This window comes from Sorangium sp. So ce204, from assembly GCF_051526795.1.
Lineage (GTDB): Bacteria > Myxococcota_A > Polyangia > Polyangiales > Polyangiaceae > Sorangium > Sorangium cellulosum_B.
In genome coordinates this window covers 9371247-9388857 of the sequence record NZ_CP150317.1, presented here as the reverse complement: position 1 = coordinate 9388857, position 17611 = coordinate 9371247, and the positions used below count along the sequence as shown (strand labels likewise).

The 17611-nt window shown below is 72.9% G+C and carries 14 protein-coding genes; 2 read left to right on the top strand and 12 right to left on the bottom strand.

The features are described from left to right. Position 1: 1 nt before the first annotated feature. The 9 genes from WMF22_RS35150 to WMF22_RS35110 all read right to left on the bottom strand — a co-directional run bounded on the left by WMF22_RS35150 (position 2) and on the right by WMF22_RS35110 (position 10753). Positions 2-838, bottom strand: coding sequence for a hypothetical protein (locus tag WMF22_RS35150; RefSeq protein ID WP_438032602.1), 837 nt, complete (start codon positions 836-838; stop codon positions 2-4). Beyond that, on the bottom strand, positions 835-2778 hold the full coding sequence (locus tag WMF22_RS35145; RefSeq protein ID WP_438032601.1) for a BatD family protein: 1944 nt from the start codon (positions 2776-2778) through the stop codon (positions 835-837). Before WMF22_RS35145 ends, WMF22_RS35150 begins: the two co-directional genes overlap by 4 nt. Further along, on the bottom strand, positions 2775-3875 hold the full coding sequence (locus WMF22_RS35140; protein WP_437294327.1) for a tetratricopeptide repeat protein: 1101 nt from the start codon (positions 3873-3875) through the stop codon (positions 2775-2777). Before WMF22_RS35140 ends, WMF22_RS35145 begins: the two co-directional genes overlap by 4 nt. Then, on the bottom strand, positions 3862-5016 hold the full coding sequence (locus WMF22_RS35135; RefSeq protein WP_437294326.1) for a vWA domain-containing protein: 1155 nt from the start codon (positions 5014-5016) through the stop codon (positions 3862-3864). The genes WMF22_RS35140 and WMF22_RS35135 overlap by 14 nt, the downstream gene beginning before the upstream one ends. Further along, positions 5013-6158 carry a VWA domain-containing protein gene (locus WMF22_RS35130; protein ID WP_438032600.1) on the bottom strand — a complete coding sequence of 382 codons (1146 nt, stop codon included), beginning with the start codon at positions 6156-6158 and terminating at the stop codon, positions 5013-5015. The genes WMF22_RS35135 and WMF22_RS35130 overlap by 4 nt, the downstream gene beginning before the upstream one ends. Further along, positions 6155-7408, bottom strand: a complete 1254-nt coding sequence (locus tag WMF22_RS35125; RefSeq protein WP_437294324.1) for a hypothetical protein — start codon at positions 7406-7408, stop codon at positions 6155-6157. Before WMF22_RS35125 ends, WMF22_RS35130 begins: the two co-directional genes overlap by 4 nt. After that, positions 7405-8313 (bottom strand): DUF58 domain-containing protein, encoded by a 909-nt coding sequence (locus tag WMF22_RS35120; RefSeq protein WP_012239120.1) that lies wholly within the window; start codon positions 8311-8313, stop codon positions 7405-7407. Before WMF22_RS35120 ends, WMF22_RS35125 begins: the two co-directional genes overlap by 4 nt. Next, positions 8310-9296: an AAA family ATPase gene (locus WMF22_RS35115; RefSeq protein ID WP_437294323.1), complete on the bottom strand. Its 987-nt coding sequence runs from the start codon at positions 9294-9296 to the stop codon at positions 8310-8312. Before WMF22_RS35115 ends, WMF22_RS35120 begins: the two co-directional genes overlap by 4 nt. 110 nt (positions 9297-9406) lie before the next feature. Continuing rightward, positions 9407-10753: a serine/threonine-protein kinase gene (locus WMF22_RS35110; RefSeq protein WP_437294322.1), complete on the bottom strand. Its 1347-nt coding sequence runs from the start codon at positions 10751-10753 to the stop codon at positions 9407-9409. 223 nt (positions 10754-10976) lie between these two features. Between WMF22_RS35110 and WMF22_RS35105 the strand changes: the two genes are divergently transcribed. Next, on the top strand, positions 10977-12086 hold the full coding sequence (locus tag WMF22_RS35105) for a hypothetical protein (protein WP_438032599.1): 1110 nt from the start codon (positions 10977-10979) through the stop codon (positions 12084-12086). After that, a complete protein-coding gene (locus WMF22_RS35100; RefSeq protein WP_438032598.1) occupies positions 12083-13777 on the top strand; it encodes a hypothetical protein in 1695 nt (564 codons plus the stop codon). Before WMF22_RS35105 ends, WMF22_RS35100 begins: the two co-directional genes overlap by 4 nt. Positions 13778-13824: 47 nt before the next feature. Here WMF22_RS35100 and WMF22_RS35095 read toward each other — a convergent pair whose 3' ends face one another. From WMF22_RS35095 to WMF22_RS35085, 3 genes are read right to left on the bottom strand one after another with little or no spacing between them, the layout of a single operon-like run. Next, positions 13825-15390 carry a dipeptidyl-peptidase 3 family protein gene (locus WMF22_RS35095; protein WP_438032597.1) on the bottom strand — a complete coding sequence of 522 codons (1566 nt, stop codon included), beginning with the start codon at positions 15388-15390 and terminating at the stop codon, positions 13825-13827. Between the two features lie 36 nt (positions 15391-15426). Next, on the bottom strand, positions 15427-16362 hold the full coding sequence (locus WMF22_RS35090; protein WP_437294318.1) for an SDR family oxidoreductase: 936 nt from the start codon (positions 16360-16362) through the stop codon (positions 15427-15429). Continuing rightward, positions 16359-17222, bottom strand: a complete 864-nt coding sequence (locus tag WMF22_RS35085) for a lysophospholipid acyltransferase family protein (protein WP_437294317.1) — start codon at positions 17220-17222, stop codon at positions 16359-16361. Before WMF22_RS35085 ends, WMF22_RS35090 begins: the two co-directional genes overlap by 4 nt. Positions 17223-17611: the final 389 nt, after the last annotated feature.

Genomic DNA, 17611 nt, shown 5'->3' with positions numbered 1-17611 from the left:
CTCATGGAGCGAGCAACCGGATGCTCGACGCCGGAGCCCAGCCCTCCGTGGCGCCCCAGCGGACCTCAGCGAGCCCGCCCGATCTCCTGCCGACCTCGACCGACGCACCCTCGGGGATCGCGCTCTGCTCCGCGCGGGGCAGCGCGCGCCCGTCCTCGTCGAGGAGCCGGACCTCGGGGACCACCACGACGCCAGCCCGGGTCGTGAGGCGGAGGTGCCGCGCCGCATAGGTGAGCGGCACCAGCGCGAGCAGCGCGACGAGCGCCGTCGGCGCAAGGACGCTGCCCGCGACGTGCGCGGGACCGGCAGGGCGGCGCCGCAGGACCACGCCCAGGGCGAGGAGCAGCGACGCGAGGAGCGCGGCCGCCGCCCAGGTGCGCTCCGAGGCGAGGCCGACGATGACCCGGCCGAGCGTCGGGCGCACGTCGACCGCATCCGTGGCGCGGCGCGAGCGCCGGCGGGTGATCTCGGCGCGCACGAGATCCAGCGCGCGATCGGCGTCGGGGTCGCCCGGGCGGAGCCGCAGCGCCTCCTCGAACGCGGCCGCCGCCCGGCCGAGGTCTCCCGGGCGATCCGCGCCCTCGCGCACGCGCGTGACGTAGGCGAGCCCGCGGTTATAGCTCGCGTCCGGGTGCACGAAGCCGCGGTCGGCGAGCAGCTCGAACGTGTCGATCGCCGCGCCGTACTCGCCGCGGCCGAGCGCGGCCGTGCCCTCCTGGAACAGCGCCTCCGGGGGCTCCGCCGGCTGCGCGCGCGCCTCGCTCGACGGCAGCGCCGACGCGAGGCTTCCGGCGAGGAGGAGCGCGCCGGCGAGGAGGCGCCTGCGGCGGCCGTTCATGCGGGCTTCCATCGCGAGAGCTCGGTCACGACGGCGCGGCTCTGCTCGACGAGCGCCGCGGCGGCGGCGCCGCCGCCGTCCTGCGCGGTCGGTTCGAACCGGATCGCCTCGCACGCGGCCAGCGCCTCGCAAGCGCGCGACGAGAGCGGCCCGGGGACGCCGCGCCGGCCGAGCTCGCCCGGGAGCTCCGCGAGCAGGACGCCGCGCGAGCGGAGGCCCGTCGCGGACTCGATCGCCCGGTGCACCGCGCGCTCGATCGCCGCGGCCGTCGCCCCGAGATCCCCCTGCGCGGCCGCCTCCTCCGCCTCGCGCTGGGCGATCGCCGCGAGCCGGGCGGGCGAGGTCGCGCCCGCCGCGCGGCGATCGCGGGCCCGGCGCAGGAGCCGATCGCCCGCGCCGAACAGCGTCACGACGAGCGGCGGCGCGGCCAGGAGCAGCCAGAACGGCGCGCCGTCGAGGGGCAGCGTCGCGGGCGGGGCGTGCGGGCCGAGCGACGCGCGGAGCCCCGGCATGCCGGCGAACGGCTCGCCCCGGCCAGCGCCGTCGCCCTCGGCGCGAGGCGCCCTGGACGGAGGCCCGGACGGCGCCGGAGGAGCCACCGGGGTCACCTGGACGACGCCGAGCTCGGCGCGCTCGACCACATAGCGCTTCTGCGCCGGATCCCAGTAGGGGAGCTCGATCTTCCCGAGATCGACCGCGCCGCTCTCCTGGATCCGGACGACGTAGCCGAACGATCGGGTGCCGCCGATCGCGCCGCCGCGCGGCTCGATCGCGTCGCGCTTCTCCGGGTCGAGCCACTCGAGCCCGGTCCGCTCCGGCACCCGGAGCGACTGGGGGAAGTTGCCGGTGCCCGCGACCTGCACGGTCACGGCCACCGAGCCGCCCTGCTCGATCTGGCGCGGCTGCACCGTCGCCTTGAGCGTGAACTGACCGACGTCGCCGACGACATAGCCGGACGGGCGGCCGGCGAGCGGCGGCTCCGTGACCTTGACGACGACGTCGTTCGATTCGCGCAGCACGCGCGCGCCGATCCGGCGCCCGCTGATGCGCGTCTGCATGCTGCCCGTGTGCAGCTCGCCCGTCTTCAGCGGGAACAGCGCCAGCTTGTCGACGAGGCGGGCCGCGTAACGGTGCCCGCCGACCCGCGTGTACACGGGGCGCTCGTTGCGGGGGTCCTCGAGGAGCGGGTGGCGGAGGAAGTCCGCGGCGGGCGCCGCGCGCGGCTCGGTCATCTCGGCGTTCTCGCGGAAGTACAGGTAGAACGAGACCGTGACCTGCTCGCCGACCACCGCGGCCGTCTTGTCGGGGATGGCGCGCAGGAACACCACCGGGTCCGGCTCGCGCGGCATCGCCAGCTCTGTCGCCTCGGGCTCGGGCTCGTCCTGGGGCGGCTCGTCGTCGAAGAGGCCGCCCGAGCCGCCGAACGGCCACGGAAAGCCCTGCAGCGGGCCGCCGGGCAACAGGAACGGGTTGTTCGGCCGGCGAGGCCGCCCGCTCGCCGGCGTGACCTTGATCATGATCGGAGCCGCCGGCAGCCGCCTGCCGTTCCACGAGATCGTCGGCCCCGGGATGGTGTAGCGGCCGGGCTTGTTCGCGACGATCTGCCACGTCGCGCTGATGCCCAGCTGCGTGATCATGACGCCGCCCCCGAGCTGGGTCTTCATCTGCGTCCCGATGCTCGGGCCGGAGACGATGGAGAGGTCGGGCGGGACACGCAGCTCCGGATCGGAGGGCATGCCGGCGCCGCGCTCGACGAGCGCCTTCACCTCGACCGTGAACGGCTCGCCGACCTCGACGTCGGTGGAGCTCGCGCGCGCCGAGAGCTCCGGCTGCTGCTGCGCGCGCGCGCGGAGCGGGGCGATCAACGCGAGCAACGCCACGAGCAGCGCGGTCGCGAGCGGCGCGAGGCGCGGGGGGGCGAGCGCGAGCGGGCGCGTCACTTGTCCTCCATGCCGCGGCCGCGCCGCATACCGGCCTTGTTCTTCGCTTCCTGCTCCTGGTACGTCGGCGCCTCCTCGAGCTGGTCGAGGATGCGATCGTCCTGCCGACCGGTCTGCGGCGGCTCCTGGGGCTGCTCGCGCGGCGGCTCGGGCTGCTCGGGTGAGCCGGCGTCGGGCGTCTGGTCCTGCGGGCCAGCGTCAGGGCTCTGATCCTGATCGCCGCCGTCGTTGCCCGCGTCCTGGTCACCGCCGTCGCCGTCGTCGCCCGCGTCAGGCTCTCCGCCGTCGTCGCCCGCGTCCTGGTCGCCGCCGTCGTCGCCCGCATCGGGCTCGGCGTCGGGCTCGGCGTCCGGCGGCGCATCGGGCTCGGCGTCCGGCGGCGCATCGGGCTCGGCGTCCGGCGGCGCGGCGTCCTTCTGGTCCTCGATGCGCCGCAGGGCGATCGCCCGGTTCCAGGCCGCGTCTCGGCCGACGCCGTCGCCGCCGGCCTCCTCGAGGACGCCGGGGATGATGGCCAGCGCCTGGTCGTAATACGTCACGGCGTCCTCGTACTTGCGCCGCAAGAACTCAAGATTGCCCGAGAGGTAGCGGGCCCGCGCGCGCAGATCGGCCGGCACGCTCGGATCGGCCCCGATCGCCTTCAGGAGGATCAGCGCGCAGTCGATCTCGATCCCGCGCAGCGCGTCGCGCTGCTCCTGCTCCGGCCCGCCGTCCGCGAGCTCCTCGTCGCCGAACCGATGACCGTAGCGCTCGGCCAGGTGGAACAGCGTCAGCCCGAGATCGAACGAGCCGTTCGGCTTCTGGCGCACGGAGTCCGGCAGCCCGATGCCGGCGTCGCTGCACGGGCCCGTCCCCAGGTAGCTCGCGAGGGCCTGCTCGGCGGACTCGAGGTTGCCCGCGTCGAGATCGCGGATCGCCTGGTCGACCGCCGGCGCGTTCCGCTCGAACGGGGACGTCGGATCCCACCCGCTGCACCCGGTCGCCGCAGAGAACGCGGCCCCGGTGAGGCACGCGGCGGCGAGCCCGATCGCGATCCACCGCCCGCGGCGCGCGAAGAACCCGGCGAGATCCACGCGCTTGCGATCACGACGCGGCATGCGGCCCTCCCGCGTTCCCCCGAGGCGCCTGCCCCGCTCCCGCCGCGAGGTCCGCGCCGAGCGGGCGCCCCTTCAGCAACGCGGCGCGCTTCGGCGCGGCCTCGGGGCGCGTCGCCACGAAGCGACGGCGCGGAGCGTCCTTGAGGAACACCTCGGCGATGAGGAGCAGGATCGCGAGGCCGAGCGGGTAGAAGTAGACGTCCGCGTAGACCGTCTCGACCCGCTCCGAGAGCTCGCTCTTCATCTGCCGCCGGAGCTCCGCGGCGATCGTCTCGATGCCCGTGGTCCCCTTCTCCGCGCGGATGATCTGCCCGCCCGGCGTCGCCTGCGCGATCGACGCGAGCTGCTGCTCGCCCGACAGCGACAGCTCCGTCGTGAGCGGCTTGCCCTGGCGATCCGTCCGCCACCCGACGATGCGGCCGTCCTGGCCGATCTCCGGGATCGGCTCCGGCGTGCGCCCGCCGATCTGAACGACGTGGATCGTCGTGCCCTGGGCGCCGATCGCCTGGGCGACGCTCAGCGGGTAGCCCTCGAGGTCCTCGCCGTCCGTGACGAGCAGGATGATCCGCTTGTGCTCGGCGGACTTCGGGTCGCGCTTCAGGAGCTCGTTCGCCTGGTCGAGCGCGCGCGCGATCGCCGTGCCGCCGATCGGCATGTCGTTCGGGTCGAGCTGGCGGAAGAACTGCGCGATCGCCGCGCCGTCGGCGGTCAGCGGGAAGCCCATCGGCTCGCCGGCGAACGCGACCGCGCCGAAGCGCGCGCCCTCGAGATCCTTGATGAGGCGGGCGACCTCGACCTTCGCCCGGAAGATGCGGGACGGCTCGACGTCGCGCGCGTACATGCTCTTCGAGTAGTCGAGCACGACCACCACGTCGACGTTGGTCGCCGGCACGAGCCGCGTGCCTTTGCCGTACTGGGGGCGCGCCGCGGCCACGAACGCGAGCGCCGTCGCGAGCACGAGCAGCACGCCCTTCCAGGCGCGGCGCTTCGCTGGATCGGCGGTCGTGAGCGCCTTCACGCGATCCTCGTCGCCGAAGCGCTTGATGGCGCGCGCCACGCCGAAGCCGCCCAGGATGAGCAGGAGGCCGATCAGCGCGGCGAACGCCGTCCCGAGCAGGAACCAGGGGGCCGCAAAGTTCACGGGAACCTCCGGAGCAGCCAGGCGCGCAGGAGCGCGTCGAGCCCGATCAGGAACACCCCGGGCAGGAGCAGGAACGGGAAGAGATCCTCGTACGCGGCGCTCGACGCCTCGAAGCGGGTCTTCTCCAGCCGGTCGAGCACGTCGTGCATGCTGTCCGCGAGCGCCTTCGCGTCGGTCGCCACGTACGACGCGCCGCCGGTCTTCTGCGCGATCTCCTGGAGCAGCGCGGGGTTCACCGGGAAGCGGTGGCGCACGTAGCGCGGCTGCCCGAAGAGATCGATGCCGTCCTCGACCTCGACCTCGTCGTCGGTGCCGATCTGGATCGTGTAGACCTTCGCGCCGAGCGAGGTCGCGAGGTGGGTCGCGTACTCGGGGGAGATGGCCCCGGCGTTGGAGTCGCCGTCGGTCAGGAGGATGACGACCTTCGACTGCGCGTCGCTCCTGCGCAGGCGGGCGACCGCGGTGCCGAGCGCGTCGCCGATCGCCGTCGCGCTGCCGTCGATCACGTTGAGCGTCATCTGCGAGACCATCTGCGTCAGCAGGTGGTAGTCGAGCGTCGGCGGCGACAGCACGTAGGCGGCCTTGCCGAAGACGACGACGCCGAGGCGATCGGTCCTCCTGCGGCTGATGAAGTCCTGGAGGACGAGCTTGGCCGTGTCGAGCCGGGTCAGCCGCTTGCCGCGCGGCAGCTTCGGCTGGCCGGGCAGGTCGCTCGCCCGCGCGTCGAGGATCGCGCGCATCGAGCCCGACAGGTCGAGCGCCACGACGATGTCGATGCCCTTGTCGTCCGAGCGCTGCTCGCGGAGCACGCTGACCGGCCGCCCCATCGCGAGGACGAGCAGCGCGAGCGCCACGGCGCGCAGCACGCCCGGCACGTCGCGCAGGTGGCTGCGCAGGCCGCGCGGCCCGCGCGCGAGCGGCGCGACCGTGCCGAGCCGGAGCCGCGGCCTGCGCGCGTCCTCCGCGAAGATGCCCCAGTACCAGACGACGGGCACCGCGATGAGCGCGAGCAAGAACCACGGGTTCTGCCAGCTCGCCGAGGACCAGGCGTCGCGGCGGGCGAAGTAGGGGTACACGCAGGCGAGCGCGGCGACGACGAGCGTCGCGATGAGGGCGAGCGCTGCGCGCTTCGTGCGGCTCAAGGCGCCTCCTCCGGCGCCCGGGACGGGCGAGCGGGCGGCTGCTGCCCGCCGGCGGGTGAGCTCCGGGGGCCGGCGCCGTCGCCGGGCCGCGCCGCCGGCGGGGTCGTGCGGTGCACGATGTTCTCTCCGTCGTCGAGCGCCGTGAGGCAGTCGGCCTCGCTCGGCTGGAGGCGCGCGAACTTCACGAGGTCGCAGTCGGCGAGGAACCGCGCGATCTGCGGCAGCACCGGCACGGGCGGGCGCACCCGCGCGAGCAGGTCCCGCATCTCGTCGCTCGTCGTCTCGAGGCCGTCGAAGCCGTACCGCGCGCCGAGGTACTTGCGCACGCAGTCGCTCACGCGGTCGAAGTACTCGCCGGTCCGCCCCTCGCCGAGCAGGTCGGAGCGCCGGAGCGCCTCGAGCTCCTCGAGCGCGGCGATCCACGGCAGCTTGGGCGGCGGCGCGGCCACCACGCGGGGCCGGCGCAGCCAGCGCCGCACCAGCCACGCCACGAGTAGCCCGAGCGCCGCGCCGATGAGGATGCCGGCCGTGAGCTGCTTCGCGAGCACCCACTCCTCGCGCTGCGGCCGAGGCGGCGGGTTCGGCTTGACCTTGGGGTCCCGCTCGTTGGCGATCGGGTCCTCGATCACGATCTCGTGCGGCCGGGTGCAGACGGTGACGAGCTCCCCGCTCGCGCGGGACACGGCGATCGGCACCGGCGGCAGCAGGAGGGCGCTCCTCCCCGGCTCCTTGGGCAGCGGGACGAACGGGATGACGAGCCTGGTCGTGGCGCCCGTGTCGGTCGCCGTCGTCGTGCTGGTCGGCCCCGCGCCCGCGTCGGCCTCCGGCAGGACGAACCCCGCCTTCTGGATCGCGCGCGCGGCGTCGCTGTCGCCCTGGACCTTGAAGCCCTCCGGCAGCACCGTCTCGCCCTTGCCGTGCGTGACCGTGATCTCGAGGTGGGCCGCGTACCCGCTGAACCCGTTCCTCGGGAACGTCTCCTCGATCCGGGGGCGCGTCGCGCCGGGCGGCACGTGCTCCGCGCACGAGGCCCACACGCTCTCGCCGCGCCCCGTGGCTGCCGGCGCCGCGGCTGCCGGCGCCGGGGCCGGCGGCGGAGGCGGGGCGTCGTCCGCCGCCGGCCCTCCGGCGCCGCCGGCGTCCGGCTGCGATCGTGCCGGCGACGCGCACGCGAGCGCCGCCGCCAGCGCGGCCCACGCGAGCGGGCTCGCGCCGCGCGCGGCGTGGACCGCCGAGCGACGCGCCCTCATCGCCTGAGCCTCCGCGCCCGCTTGGCGAACAGGTCGCGCAGCGGGCTCACGAAGCTCTCGCCGGTCTTCACCACCACGGCGTCGAGCGCGAGCTTCTTGAACAGCTTGTCGCGGTCGCTCCGGAGCTTGCGCATGGCGGCGCGGTAGTGGTCGCGCACCGCCCGGTCGCCGGTGTCCACCACGACCTCTTCGCCGGTCTCCAGGTCCTCGAACGTCGCGAGCCCCACGTCGGGCAGCTCCTCGTCGCGCGGGTCGACGAGCATCACCGGGATCACGTCGTGCTTGGCGCTCGCGAGCGAGAGCGAGCGCTCGAAGCCGGAGGCGAAGAAGTCGCTGATCACGAAGGCCACGCTCCTCCGCTTGGCGACCTTCACCAGCGTCTCGAGCGCGAGCTTCAGGTTCGTCCCCGTGTACTTCGGCTCGTGCCCGAGGATCTCCCGGATGACGCGCATCACGTGTTTGTCCCCCTTCTTCGGCGGGACGAGCTTCTCGATGGCCTCGGTCGCGAGCACGAGGCCCACGCGATCGTTGTTCTTGATGGCGCTGAAGGAGCAGAGCGCGGCGATCTCGGCGGCGACGCGCGCCTTCGACGCGCGCCGCGTGCCGAACTGCTCGCTCTGCGAGGCGTCGACGACCAGCATGACGGTCATCTCCCGCTCCTCGACGAACACCTTCACGAACGGCTCGCTCATGCGGGCCGAGACGTTCCAGTCGATCCAGCGCACGTCGTCGCCGGGCAGGTAGGCGCGCACCTCGCGGAACGACAGCCCTTGCCCCTTGAAGACGGACGAGTACGTCCCGGAGAGCTGCTCGTTGGCGAGCCGTTGCGTCCGGATCTCGATGCGCCGGAGCTGCTTCAGGAGCTCCGGCGGCAGCGGGTTCTTCGAGCCGGAGGCCTTGATCACGGCACCTCGACCACCTCGAACACGCGCCGGACGATCTGCTCGGACGTGACCTCCTCGGCCTCCGCCTCGTAGGTCAGGACGACCCGGTGCCGGAGCACGTCGGGGCCGATCGCCTTCACGTCCTCCGGCGTGACGTAGCCCCGGTGGCGCAGGAAGGCGTGCGCGCGCGCCGCCAGCGCCAGCGCGATCGAGGCGCGCGGGCTCGCCCCGTACTCGATGAGGCTGCTCAGCTCTTTCATGCCCTTCTGCCCGGGCTCGCGCGTCGCGAAGACCACGTCCACGATGTAGTCCTTCACGCGATCGTCCATGTACACGTCGCGCACGACCTTGCGCGCGGACACGAGCTCCTCGGGGGTCGTCACCTTCGCGGCCTTGCCCTCGACCACTCCCGTCGTGCGGTCGATGATCTGCCGCTCCTCGGCCCGGGCGGGGTACCCGACCTTGACCATGAGCATGAACCTGTCGACCTGCGCCTCCGGGAGGCGGTAGGTCCCCTCCTGCTCGATCGGGTTCTGGGTCGCCATGACAACGAACGGGCTCGGCAGCGGGTACGTCGTGTCGCCGATCGTGACCTGCCGCTCCTGCATCGCCTCGAGGAGCGCGCTCTGCACCTTCGCCGGGGCGCGGTTGATCTCGTCGGCGAGCACAAGGTTCGCGAAGATCGGGCCCAGCTTGGACGTGAAGTCGCCCTTCTGGTGGTTGAAGATGACGGTGCCGATGAGGTCGGCCGGCAGCAGATCCGGCGTGAACTGGATCCGCGAGAACTTCGCGTGGATGGCGTCGCAGAGCGTCCGCACCGTGAGCGTCTTGGCGAGGCCCGGGACGCCCTCGAGGAGGACGTGCCCCCCGGTGAGCAGCCCGATGAGGATGCGCTCGATCATGTACGTCTGGCCGACGATCACCTTGCCGACCTCGGTCAGCAGGGTGTCGATGAAGGCGCTCTCTTTGGCGACCAGCTCGTTCAGGGCGCGTACGTCGTGCATAACGGGTGGGAGCTCATAGCAAGCCCGGCCGCCCGAGGACAACCGGCGCCGATCGAATATTCCTCGGCGCGAGGCGGGGCCGCGGCGCGCGCCCCGCGGAACGGGGCGCGCTAGAAGCCGGGCTCGCGGAACTTGGCGCGCCCAGTCTCGGCAGGCGATCGGGAGCGAGGCGGGCTCGCGCTCGCGGCGGGGGTGGAGGACGGCGGCGCCGCGGGCGCGGTGGACGGGGCCGGCTCTGACACGCGCGCGGGCTCCGGGGCGCGCGGCTCGGCGGTGGCGACCCCCGGGCGCGGCTCCACCGTGACGGCCGGCGCCGCGGGCACCGCCACGGGCGGCGCGCCGGGGCCCTCCCCGAGGCCGATCCACAGGAGCGTCGCCGCCCCGAGCAGCGCGCCCGAGGCGACCAGCGCCGCCGCGGTGGCGATCGTCCGGGCGCGGCGGCGCGGGTCCAGGCGCGCGGGGGCGCGCCCCCTCGCCCTGCCGTCCGCGGCGCGCAGGGCGTCCTTGATCAGCGCCGTGCGACGTGAGGCGCGCGCGGCGAGCGCGTTGCGGATGTACCCCGTGACCTCGCCAGGGCGGCTGCCGAGGGTGGCGTCCACTTCCTCGAGCGCGTCCGCGAGCTCGGCCATCGTCGCGAAGCGCTCGGCCGGATCCTTGGCCAGCGCGCGCATCACCGCCGCCTCGAGCGCGGGGGGGTACCCGGGGACGAGGGGGCCCGGCGGATCCACCGGCTCGGGCCGCGCGATGCGCGCCATCGTCGCGAGGTCGTGGCTGGCGGCGAACGGGTGCGTGCCCGTCGTCAGCTGATAGAGCACGATCCCGAGCGCGAAGACGTCGGACCGCCGGTCCAGCTGCTCGCTATAGACCTGCTCGGGCGCCATGAAGAGGATCTTGCCCTTCATGTGCCCGGTGTTGGTCGTCGGGTTGTCCACCTGCGCCATGGCCTTGGCCACGCCGAAATCGGCGATTTTGACCGAGCCGTCCCGCGTGATCAGGATGTTGTGCGGCGAGACGTCCCGGTGAACGAGCCCGACCAGCGCGCCGTCGTCGTCCCGTAGCTCGTGGGCCGCATGCAGCCCCCGCGCCGCCTCGATCGCGATCCTCACCGCGACGGGCAGGGGGAGCGGGCTGCCCTGCTTGCGGGTGCTGCCGCCGAGCAGCGCCACGAGCGCGTCGCCGTCGATCCACTCCATCACGAAGTAGAGCACCCCGCTCTGCTCACCTTGATCCAGGATCGCGCACACATTGGGGTGCTTGATCCGGGAGGCGATGCGCGACTCCGTGAGGAACATGCGCTTGCAGCGCGGATCGCTGGAGAGCGCCGGCAGCATCGTCTTGACTGCCACGATCTTGTCGCCCGCCGCCCCGCCGCGCTCTCGGGCCGCCCACACCGTCCCCATTCCGCCCTGCGCGATGGCGATCAGCAGCTCATAGCGGCCGAGAAGCTGGCCTGGCACAAGATCGACGGGCGCTATCACGGCTCGTACCTGCGACTCCTGTGTCGTCGTGAGTCCGACCATGCTGAAGCTCTCACCGACAGTGGGAGAGCGTTCCAGGCGGGTCGTGCAAGAGCGTTCCAGGATCGGACGCCAATCTCAAACAATTTTCCAGTTGTCGAGGATCGGTCGGCGTGAGTACGGTTAGACTGCCTCTATCGCTTGGTGATGGAAGGAGGCGTGGGTGAAGCATCGGATCACCATCGGCGGAGTGGTATTCTTCGCCCTGGTCGGCGTCGGTCCGGCTGCGTTCGCCGAGCCTTCCCCGGAGGACGCCGGCCGCGCGCCGCCGGCCGCGGCCGCGAGCGACACCGCGGCTGTGGCTGCGCCCCACAAGCCGAGCGCCGCGGAGCTCGCGTCCGCGCGGCGCCTCTTCGCGCTCGGCCTCGCCGCGGAGGACAGCGGCCAGTGGGCAGAGGCGCTGGAGACGTACGAGCGCATCAGCAAGATCGTCGTGTCCCCGCCGCTCTGGTACCACCTCGGCGTCTGTCACGAGGCGCTCGGTCACGTCGTCGAGGCGCTCAACGCATTTGAGCTCGCTGCGTCCGGCGCGACAGCGCGGAACGAGCTCGCGCTCGCCAGGGAGTCGCGGGCACGGCTGGAGAAGCTTCGCGTGAAGACGTCGCAGATCGTCCTGCGGCTGCCCGAGGACGCGACCGGCGTGCGCGTCGAGATCGACGGTGAGCCGATCCACGCCGCGCTCGTCGGCGCGGCCATCCTCGTGAGCCCGGGGGCGCGGCGGGTCGTTGTGGCGGCCGAGAACTATGCGGCGCGGTTCGACGCGACGGTGCAGGCCGAGACGGGCGCGGTCGTCGAGCTGCGGGCCGAGCTCGGCCGCAAGCGCTCGCTTGCGGTCCCGCTGCCCCGCGCGCCCGCGCGCCGGGCGCTGCCCAGCGCGCCCGCGCCCGGCCCGCGCATCTCGCCGGTGGTCGTCGTGGGGACGGCGGCCGCGCTCGCCGCCGGCGCCGTGGTCACGGGCGCCATGGCGTACGACGTGCGGCACAGCTTCCTGAAGAAGAACGAGGACCCTGCCCCGGGCTCGCTGGGCGAGCGGCAGGCGCTGCGCGACCGCGGGCAAGCGCTCGCCGTCACGAGCACGGTGCTCACCGGGGCCGCCGTCATCGCGGGCGGCTTCGCCACCTACCTCTTCTGGCCCTCGTCCCCCTCGCCCGCGGCTCCTCCGGACGCCGCCGGGCGGCGGCCCGCGCCCGCGCCGCGCATCCCCCGCCCGACGGCGCTCTCGCCATGGGTCGGCGCGGACGGCGCCGGGGTCGCCGTGCGGGGAGCGCTGTGAGCGGCGCACCTCGCCCTGGAGCCGGCGTCGTCGCCGCGCTCGCCCTCGCCTGCGCGGGCCTCGGCGCGTGCGCCTTCATCGCGCCGTTCCCCGACGTCGCGGCGGATCCCGTGCCGGTGGGCGAGGGGGGAGGCGGCGGCGCCGGCGGCGGGGCGGCCGGCGGCGTCGAGGTTCAGGAGATCTGCGTTCCCCTCACCGAGGCGGACTGCTACGCGGGGCCGCAGGGCACGCAGGGCGTCGGCCTCTGCGTCGCCGGCGTCGCCGCGTGCAACGACGACGGGACGGACGTCGGCGCCTGCGTCGGCCAGGTGCTGCCCGCGTTCGAGAGCTGCGCCACGCCCGAGGACGAGAACTGCGACGGGCGAGCGTGCACGGGCGACCCCGTGCACAGCGTCGCGCTCGGCGGGGCCGGCGCTCAGCAGGGCCTGGGCGTCGCCGTTTCGGCCGACGCCGTCGTGGTGGTCGGCTCGGCGTCGGGCAGCACCGATCTCGGCGCGGGCCCGTCGGACGAGCTGGGCGCGCTCGGCGAGCCGGACGCTTTCCTCGTCTCGTTCTCCCGCGACGCCTCCAGGCGCGAGGGTCGCTTCCGGTTCGGCCGCCGCTTCGCGGACAGCGTCGCCCGGGCGGTCGCGCTCGCGCCGGGGGGCGACGTGGTGCTCGCGGGCAGCGCGGCCGGCGACGTCGATTTCGGCGGCGGCGTGCTCGAGGGCGCCGGCCGCCGCGCCGACGTCGTCGTGGCGCGGTTCGACGCGACCGGGGCGCACCAGTTCAGCCGGCGGTTCGGCGACGACGCTACGCAACACGCGGCGGCGGTCGCCGTGGACCAGGCGGGGAACGCCTTCATCACCGGCGAGTTCTCGGGCACGCTCGACTTCGGCGAGGGCCGCCGGGGCGAGCGGTTCACCCTGGAGAGCCACGGCAGGAGCGACGCCTTCCTGGTCAAGCTCGACGCCGCCGGCCACGTCGAGTGGGCCAAGCGGTTCGGCGGCCAGGGAGATCAGGCCGGTACCGGCGTCGCCGTCGACGGCGACGGCGACATCGTCGTCGTCGGCTGGTTCAGCGGGGAGGTCGATCTCGGGGGCGAGAGGCCGCTCACCACCGACGCAAAGACCAACCTGTTCGTCGCGAAGCTCGACCCCTCGGGCGATCACGTCTGGAGCAAGGCGGCCGACGCGACCAACGCGGCCGAGGCGCTCGGCGTGGCCGTCGATGGAGCGGGCAACATCCTCGTGACCGGCTCGTTCCGGAGGGCGATCTCCCTCGGCGAGTCGCTGCTCACGAGCAATGGAGACAAGGACGTCTTCCTCATCCGTCTGGACGACAACGGCGTCCTTCAGTGGTGCGAGGACTTCGGCGACGACGCCGACCAGGAGGGCGCCTCCGTCGCGGTCGATCTCGCGGGCAACATCCTCCTCACCGGCTCCTTCCTGGGGAGCCTCGACATCGGCGAGGAGGCGCACTCGGCGGTGGGCGCCGCCGACGTGTTCGTGGCGAAGCTCGACCCTGCCAGCAACCCGATCTGGCTGCGCTCGTTCGGCGACTCGGGCGAGCAGCGCGGCGCCGCCGTCGCCGTCGATCTCCTCGGTGATGGCTGGGTGACCGGCCGCTTCGACGGCGTCCTCGATCGCGGGGCAGCCACGGCCGTGAGCCAGGGCGCCGGCGACGCGTTCCTCGTGCAGATCGGGCCGTGAGCGCCGCTCGCTCGCCGTGAGCGCGGCTCACTCGCCGTGAGCGCGGCTCACTCGCCGGCGAGCGGGTAGATCGGCCGGATGTCGATCGGGATCCCCTCGAGGCCGCCGAGCGCCTGCTGCATCGGCGCCGAGACCTCGCCGTATCTGGCGAGGAGCTCGCCGGCGGCCTGCCTGTCGCCGCGGTGCTGCACCATGCAGAGATCGCGGACGAGGCGGGTGATGGCGGCCTCGAGCTCCTCGGCGTCGACGGTGAAGCGCCGTGTCGCCGGGTCGAAGCGGGCGGCGCGCTCCTCGAGGAACCGGTTGATCTGGAGCGCGGCCCCCTTGCCGTGCGCCTCGGCCACGCCGAATCGGGTGCTCCTGAAGAGCCCCGCGAAATAGGAGATGAGGAGCTTCTCCCTGAAATCGGCCGCGAAGTGGCCTCGCTGGATCATGAAGAGGACGTTGTAAGCGCCCATCACGTCGGCCTTGGCCTCCTCCAGCGCGGAGTACGTCGGGCCGAGCGCGATCCGCACCTCGACCCGCTCCCCGCTCGCGGTCGTGAACGCAGGGCCGAGGCTGTGAGAGAGCTCGTGGAAGAGCGTCTCGTTGAAGAACGCGTCGGAGGACAGGTGATCGAGCTGCGCCGGGTCGAGGATGCGCTCGGCGATAGGGCGCATGATCAGCTCGAACTTCGTCTCGATGACGTTGCGGAGCAGGACCTTCTTGGCCCCCTTCTCGGCGCGGACGCGCTCGTCGTTCGGCAGGTTGAACGCGATCGTCTGGACCGACTTGCGGGCGTCGCCGGCGCTGAACACGAGGTCGACGACCTGGATGGGGCTCTCGCCGCCCCGCGCGGTCTTCACGTCCTCGGGGACAGGCAGGTTGCGCTCCATCTCCGGGAGGAGCTCCTTGTACTTCGAGAGCTTCCGGGAAGCGTCGGGGTCGCTCACCGTGACGAACGACTCGAACGAGGCCTTGAGGCCGAGGAGCTCGTCCTCGTAGGTCTCGTAAGGGCCGATGGTCACCTCGACGCGGCTGTCGAGGTCCATCCAGTCCTTGTCGGATGCATAGTAGTCGTCGGAGCGGAACGCGGCGGCCCGGGACCTCAGGAACCGCCGAAGGCTCTCGCTCGCGGTGAGCGCCGCGGCCTCCTCGAGGAGCGCGCCGGCGGGGCCGAGCCACGCGGCGTAGGCCTGGCTGTACGGCACCGCGACGAGCCGGCCCTTGTCCCGGCGGATGAGCGTGAACAGGCTGTTGAAGGCCTCCTTGTCGCCGGGGTGCTGCTCGACCCACGCGTTGAGCTCGTCGGCCGAGAGATCTTCCGGGTAGAAGCCAGCGCCAGGCGGATGGGGCCTGTCGATGGCGAAGGGGCGGTGGTGATCCTGCCTGTCCCACGGGCCGCGCATGATGTCGAAGTAGGCGAGCCTGTCCCGCCCCTCCGGTGTGCCGTCCGCGACGAGCTCCTCGCGGAGCTCCGGGTTCCCGGCGTAGGCCTGCCGATCGAACACGGGATCGAGCTGCCGCGAAGCCTCGATGAGCTTGCCGAGCGCTCTCCTCTCCGGCTCGGGCAGATCGTCGATGTCCGCGGTGAGCCTGGCCGGCGCGAACTGCTTGACCTTCTCGGACAACATCGGGACCTCCTTATCTCATGAGATGAACTCCCCGGCTCAGGGGCGGCTCGCTGGGACCGGGTGGGCGTCGCGGTACTCGCGGATGGCCTGGGCTTCGTCGATGGCGTGCTTGAACCCGGTCGCGGCGCGGAACGCGGCGCCGTCCACGACGACGGGGTACTTGATGTGGGTCAGCGCCGCGCGCGGGAGCTTCGGCAGCCCGAAGCGGCCGAACGCGTTGCGCAGCACGAACTCGGGGAGGGGCACCGCCACCCGGCCCGCCGCGCGGATGATGAGCGACAGGGGCACAGGCTGCGGGCCAGAGACGTTGTAGACGCCGCGGATGCGCTTCTCGAGGGCGAGGCAGATGGCGGTCACGACGTCCTGCTCGTGCATGAACTGGAACAGCGGGTCGAACCCGAGCACGTACGGGACGCGGGGGCCGCGGAGGAAGCTCGCCAGCGTGCCGTGGCCTGTCGGGCCGAGCGTGTAGCACATGCGAAGGACGGTCGTGCAGAGCTCGGGAGCGCGCCAGAGCGCCGTGCAGGCGTAGAGATCGGCCGCGACGAGGTCGGCGAGCTCGGGGAAGGTGGACACCGCCATCGGAGGATCCTCCTCCGTGTGGTAGAGCGGCGACTCGGGGCCGGCGCCGTAGTAGGTGTGTCGGCCGACGAAGATCACGTGTTCGACCCCGCAGGCGCGGCTGTTGTCGAAGACGACGCGCGTGCCGCCGAGGTTGATCCGATACCGCTCCTCCGTCTGCTCCACGAGGTGCGTCACGGTCGCCATGTGGATGACGGCCTGGGGCCGGCTCTTGCGGAACACGTCCTCCGCGGCGCGCTTCTGCAGATCCACGTTGTGCATCTCGATGCCGGCCGGCGCGGTCGGCCACGGCCGCCTGTCGATGCCGATCACCTCGTGCCCCTCCTCGAGGAGGCGCGTCGCGACCATGCGGCCCAGCTGGCCGGTGATCCCTGGGATGAGGACCCTCATGCGTGCTCCTTCGATGAGGCGGGCCTGGGCGGCGTGGCGCCGCGCCAGTCCAGCGAGAGCTTCCCGCGGCGCCGCTCTCGCCCGGCCTCGATGAGCTCGGCGATCCTCGCCTTCACCTGCTCGACGTGGCCGAGGATCACCTCGTCTTCCTCGGCGCCGGTCCCGGCGAACGTCATCGGCTCGCCGTACGTGATCTCCAGCTGGACCGGCAGCGGCGCCGGGACGAGGTACGGGGTGATCGGGATGTACGGCACGCCGAACAGCCGGCCGATCGTGTACGAGTTGGCGATGGTCGGCACCGCCTCGCCGCCGCCGACGAAGCCGAAGGGGATGACGGGCGTCCTCGTCTTCATCGCGAGCCGGACGAACCCCGATCCGAAGTGCACGAGCGAGTTGCGCTCGCTGTAGAGCTTGGCGGTGCCGCGCGCGCCCTCGGGGAACACCATGAGCAGCCGCTCGTCCTCGAGGAGGCGGCTCGCGTGCTCGGGGAGGCCGGTGAACTGCCCTGTGCGGCTCGACCAGAGCGAGGTGAAGGGGAGGCGATTGATGAACTTCTCCGCCATCCCCTCGGCCAGGCGCGGAGGATCCATCGCGAAGAACATCGACGCGACCACCATCGCCCCGTCGATGGCGACTCCCCCGCAGTGATTGCCGACGAGCATCGCCCGCCCGCGCGCGGGGACGTTCTCCAGGCCCGTCACGCCCACCGAGAAGTAATGATGATAGAAGAAATCCAGGAGGGAGAAGAAGAGACCCAGGTGCTTCCGGGAGATGCCGTAAGGATCGACCCCGAAGCTGTTGAAAGGGATCTCCAGCCGCTGGACGCGCTGGGCAATCGAGTCGCTGACGAGCAGTGTCAAGGGTCACCCTCCGGGAGGCTTCGGCGCCCGGAGGGTATGCGCGATCGGGCGAGGAGCACAACCTCCGCCAACCGGCGCAAGGGGCAGCCGGCGCGGCGGAGCCATGGACCACGCGCCGAGCGCCGGGCGCGCTCGTCGAGGATCGCTCCTCGAAACATAACGCGCCGCGGCGACGCCTTCGCGACCGGTCGTCACCGCGCGCTCGTCGCTGGATCGAGGCGCCGCGCGTCGTGCGCGTGGTGCGCGTCGTGCGCCTCGTGCGTGTCGTGCGCCTTGTGCGCCTCGTCATTGAGCAGCCGTGCTGCCCGCGGTATGGGGTCGGCCATGTCGATCCGATGCCGCGCTTCCGCGCTTTCCTGCCGTTCGGCCGGAGAACGTCCCTGCGACGC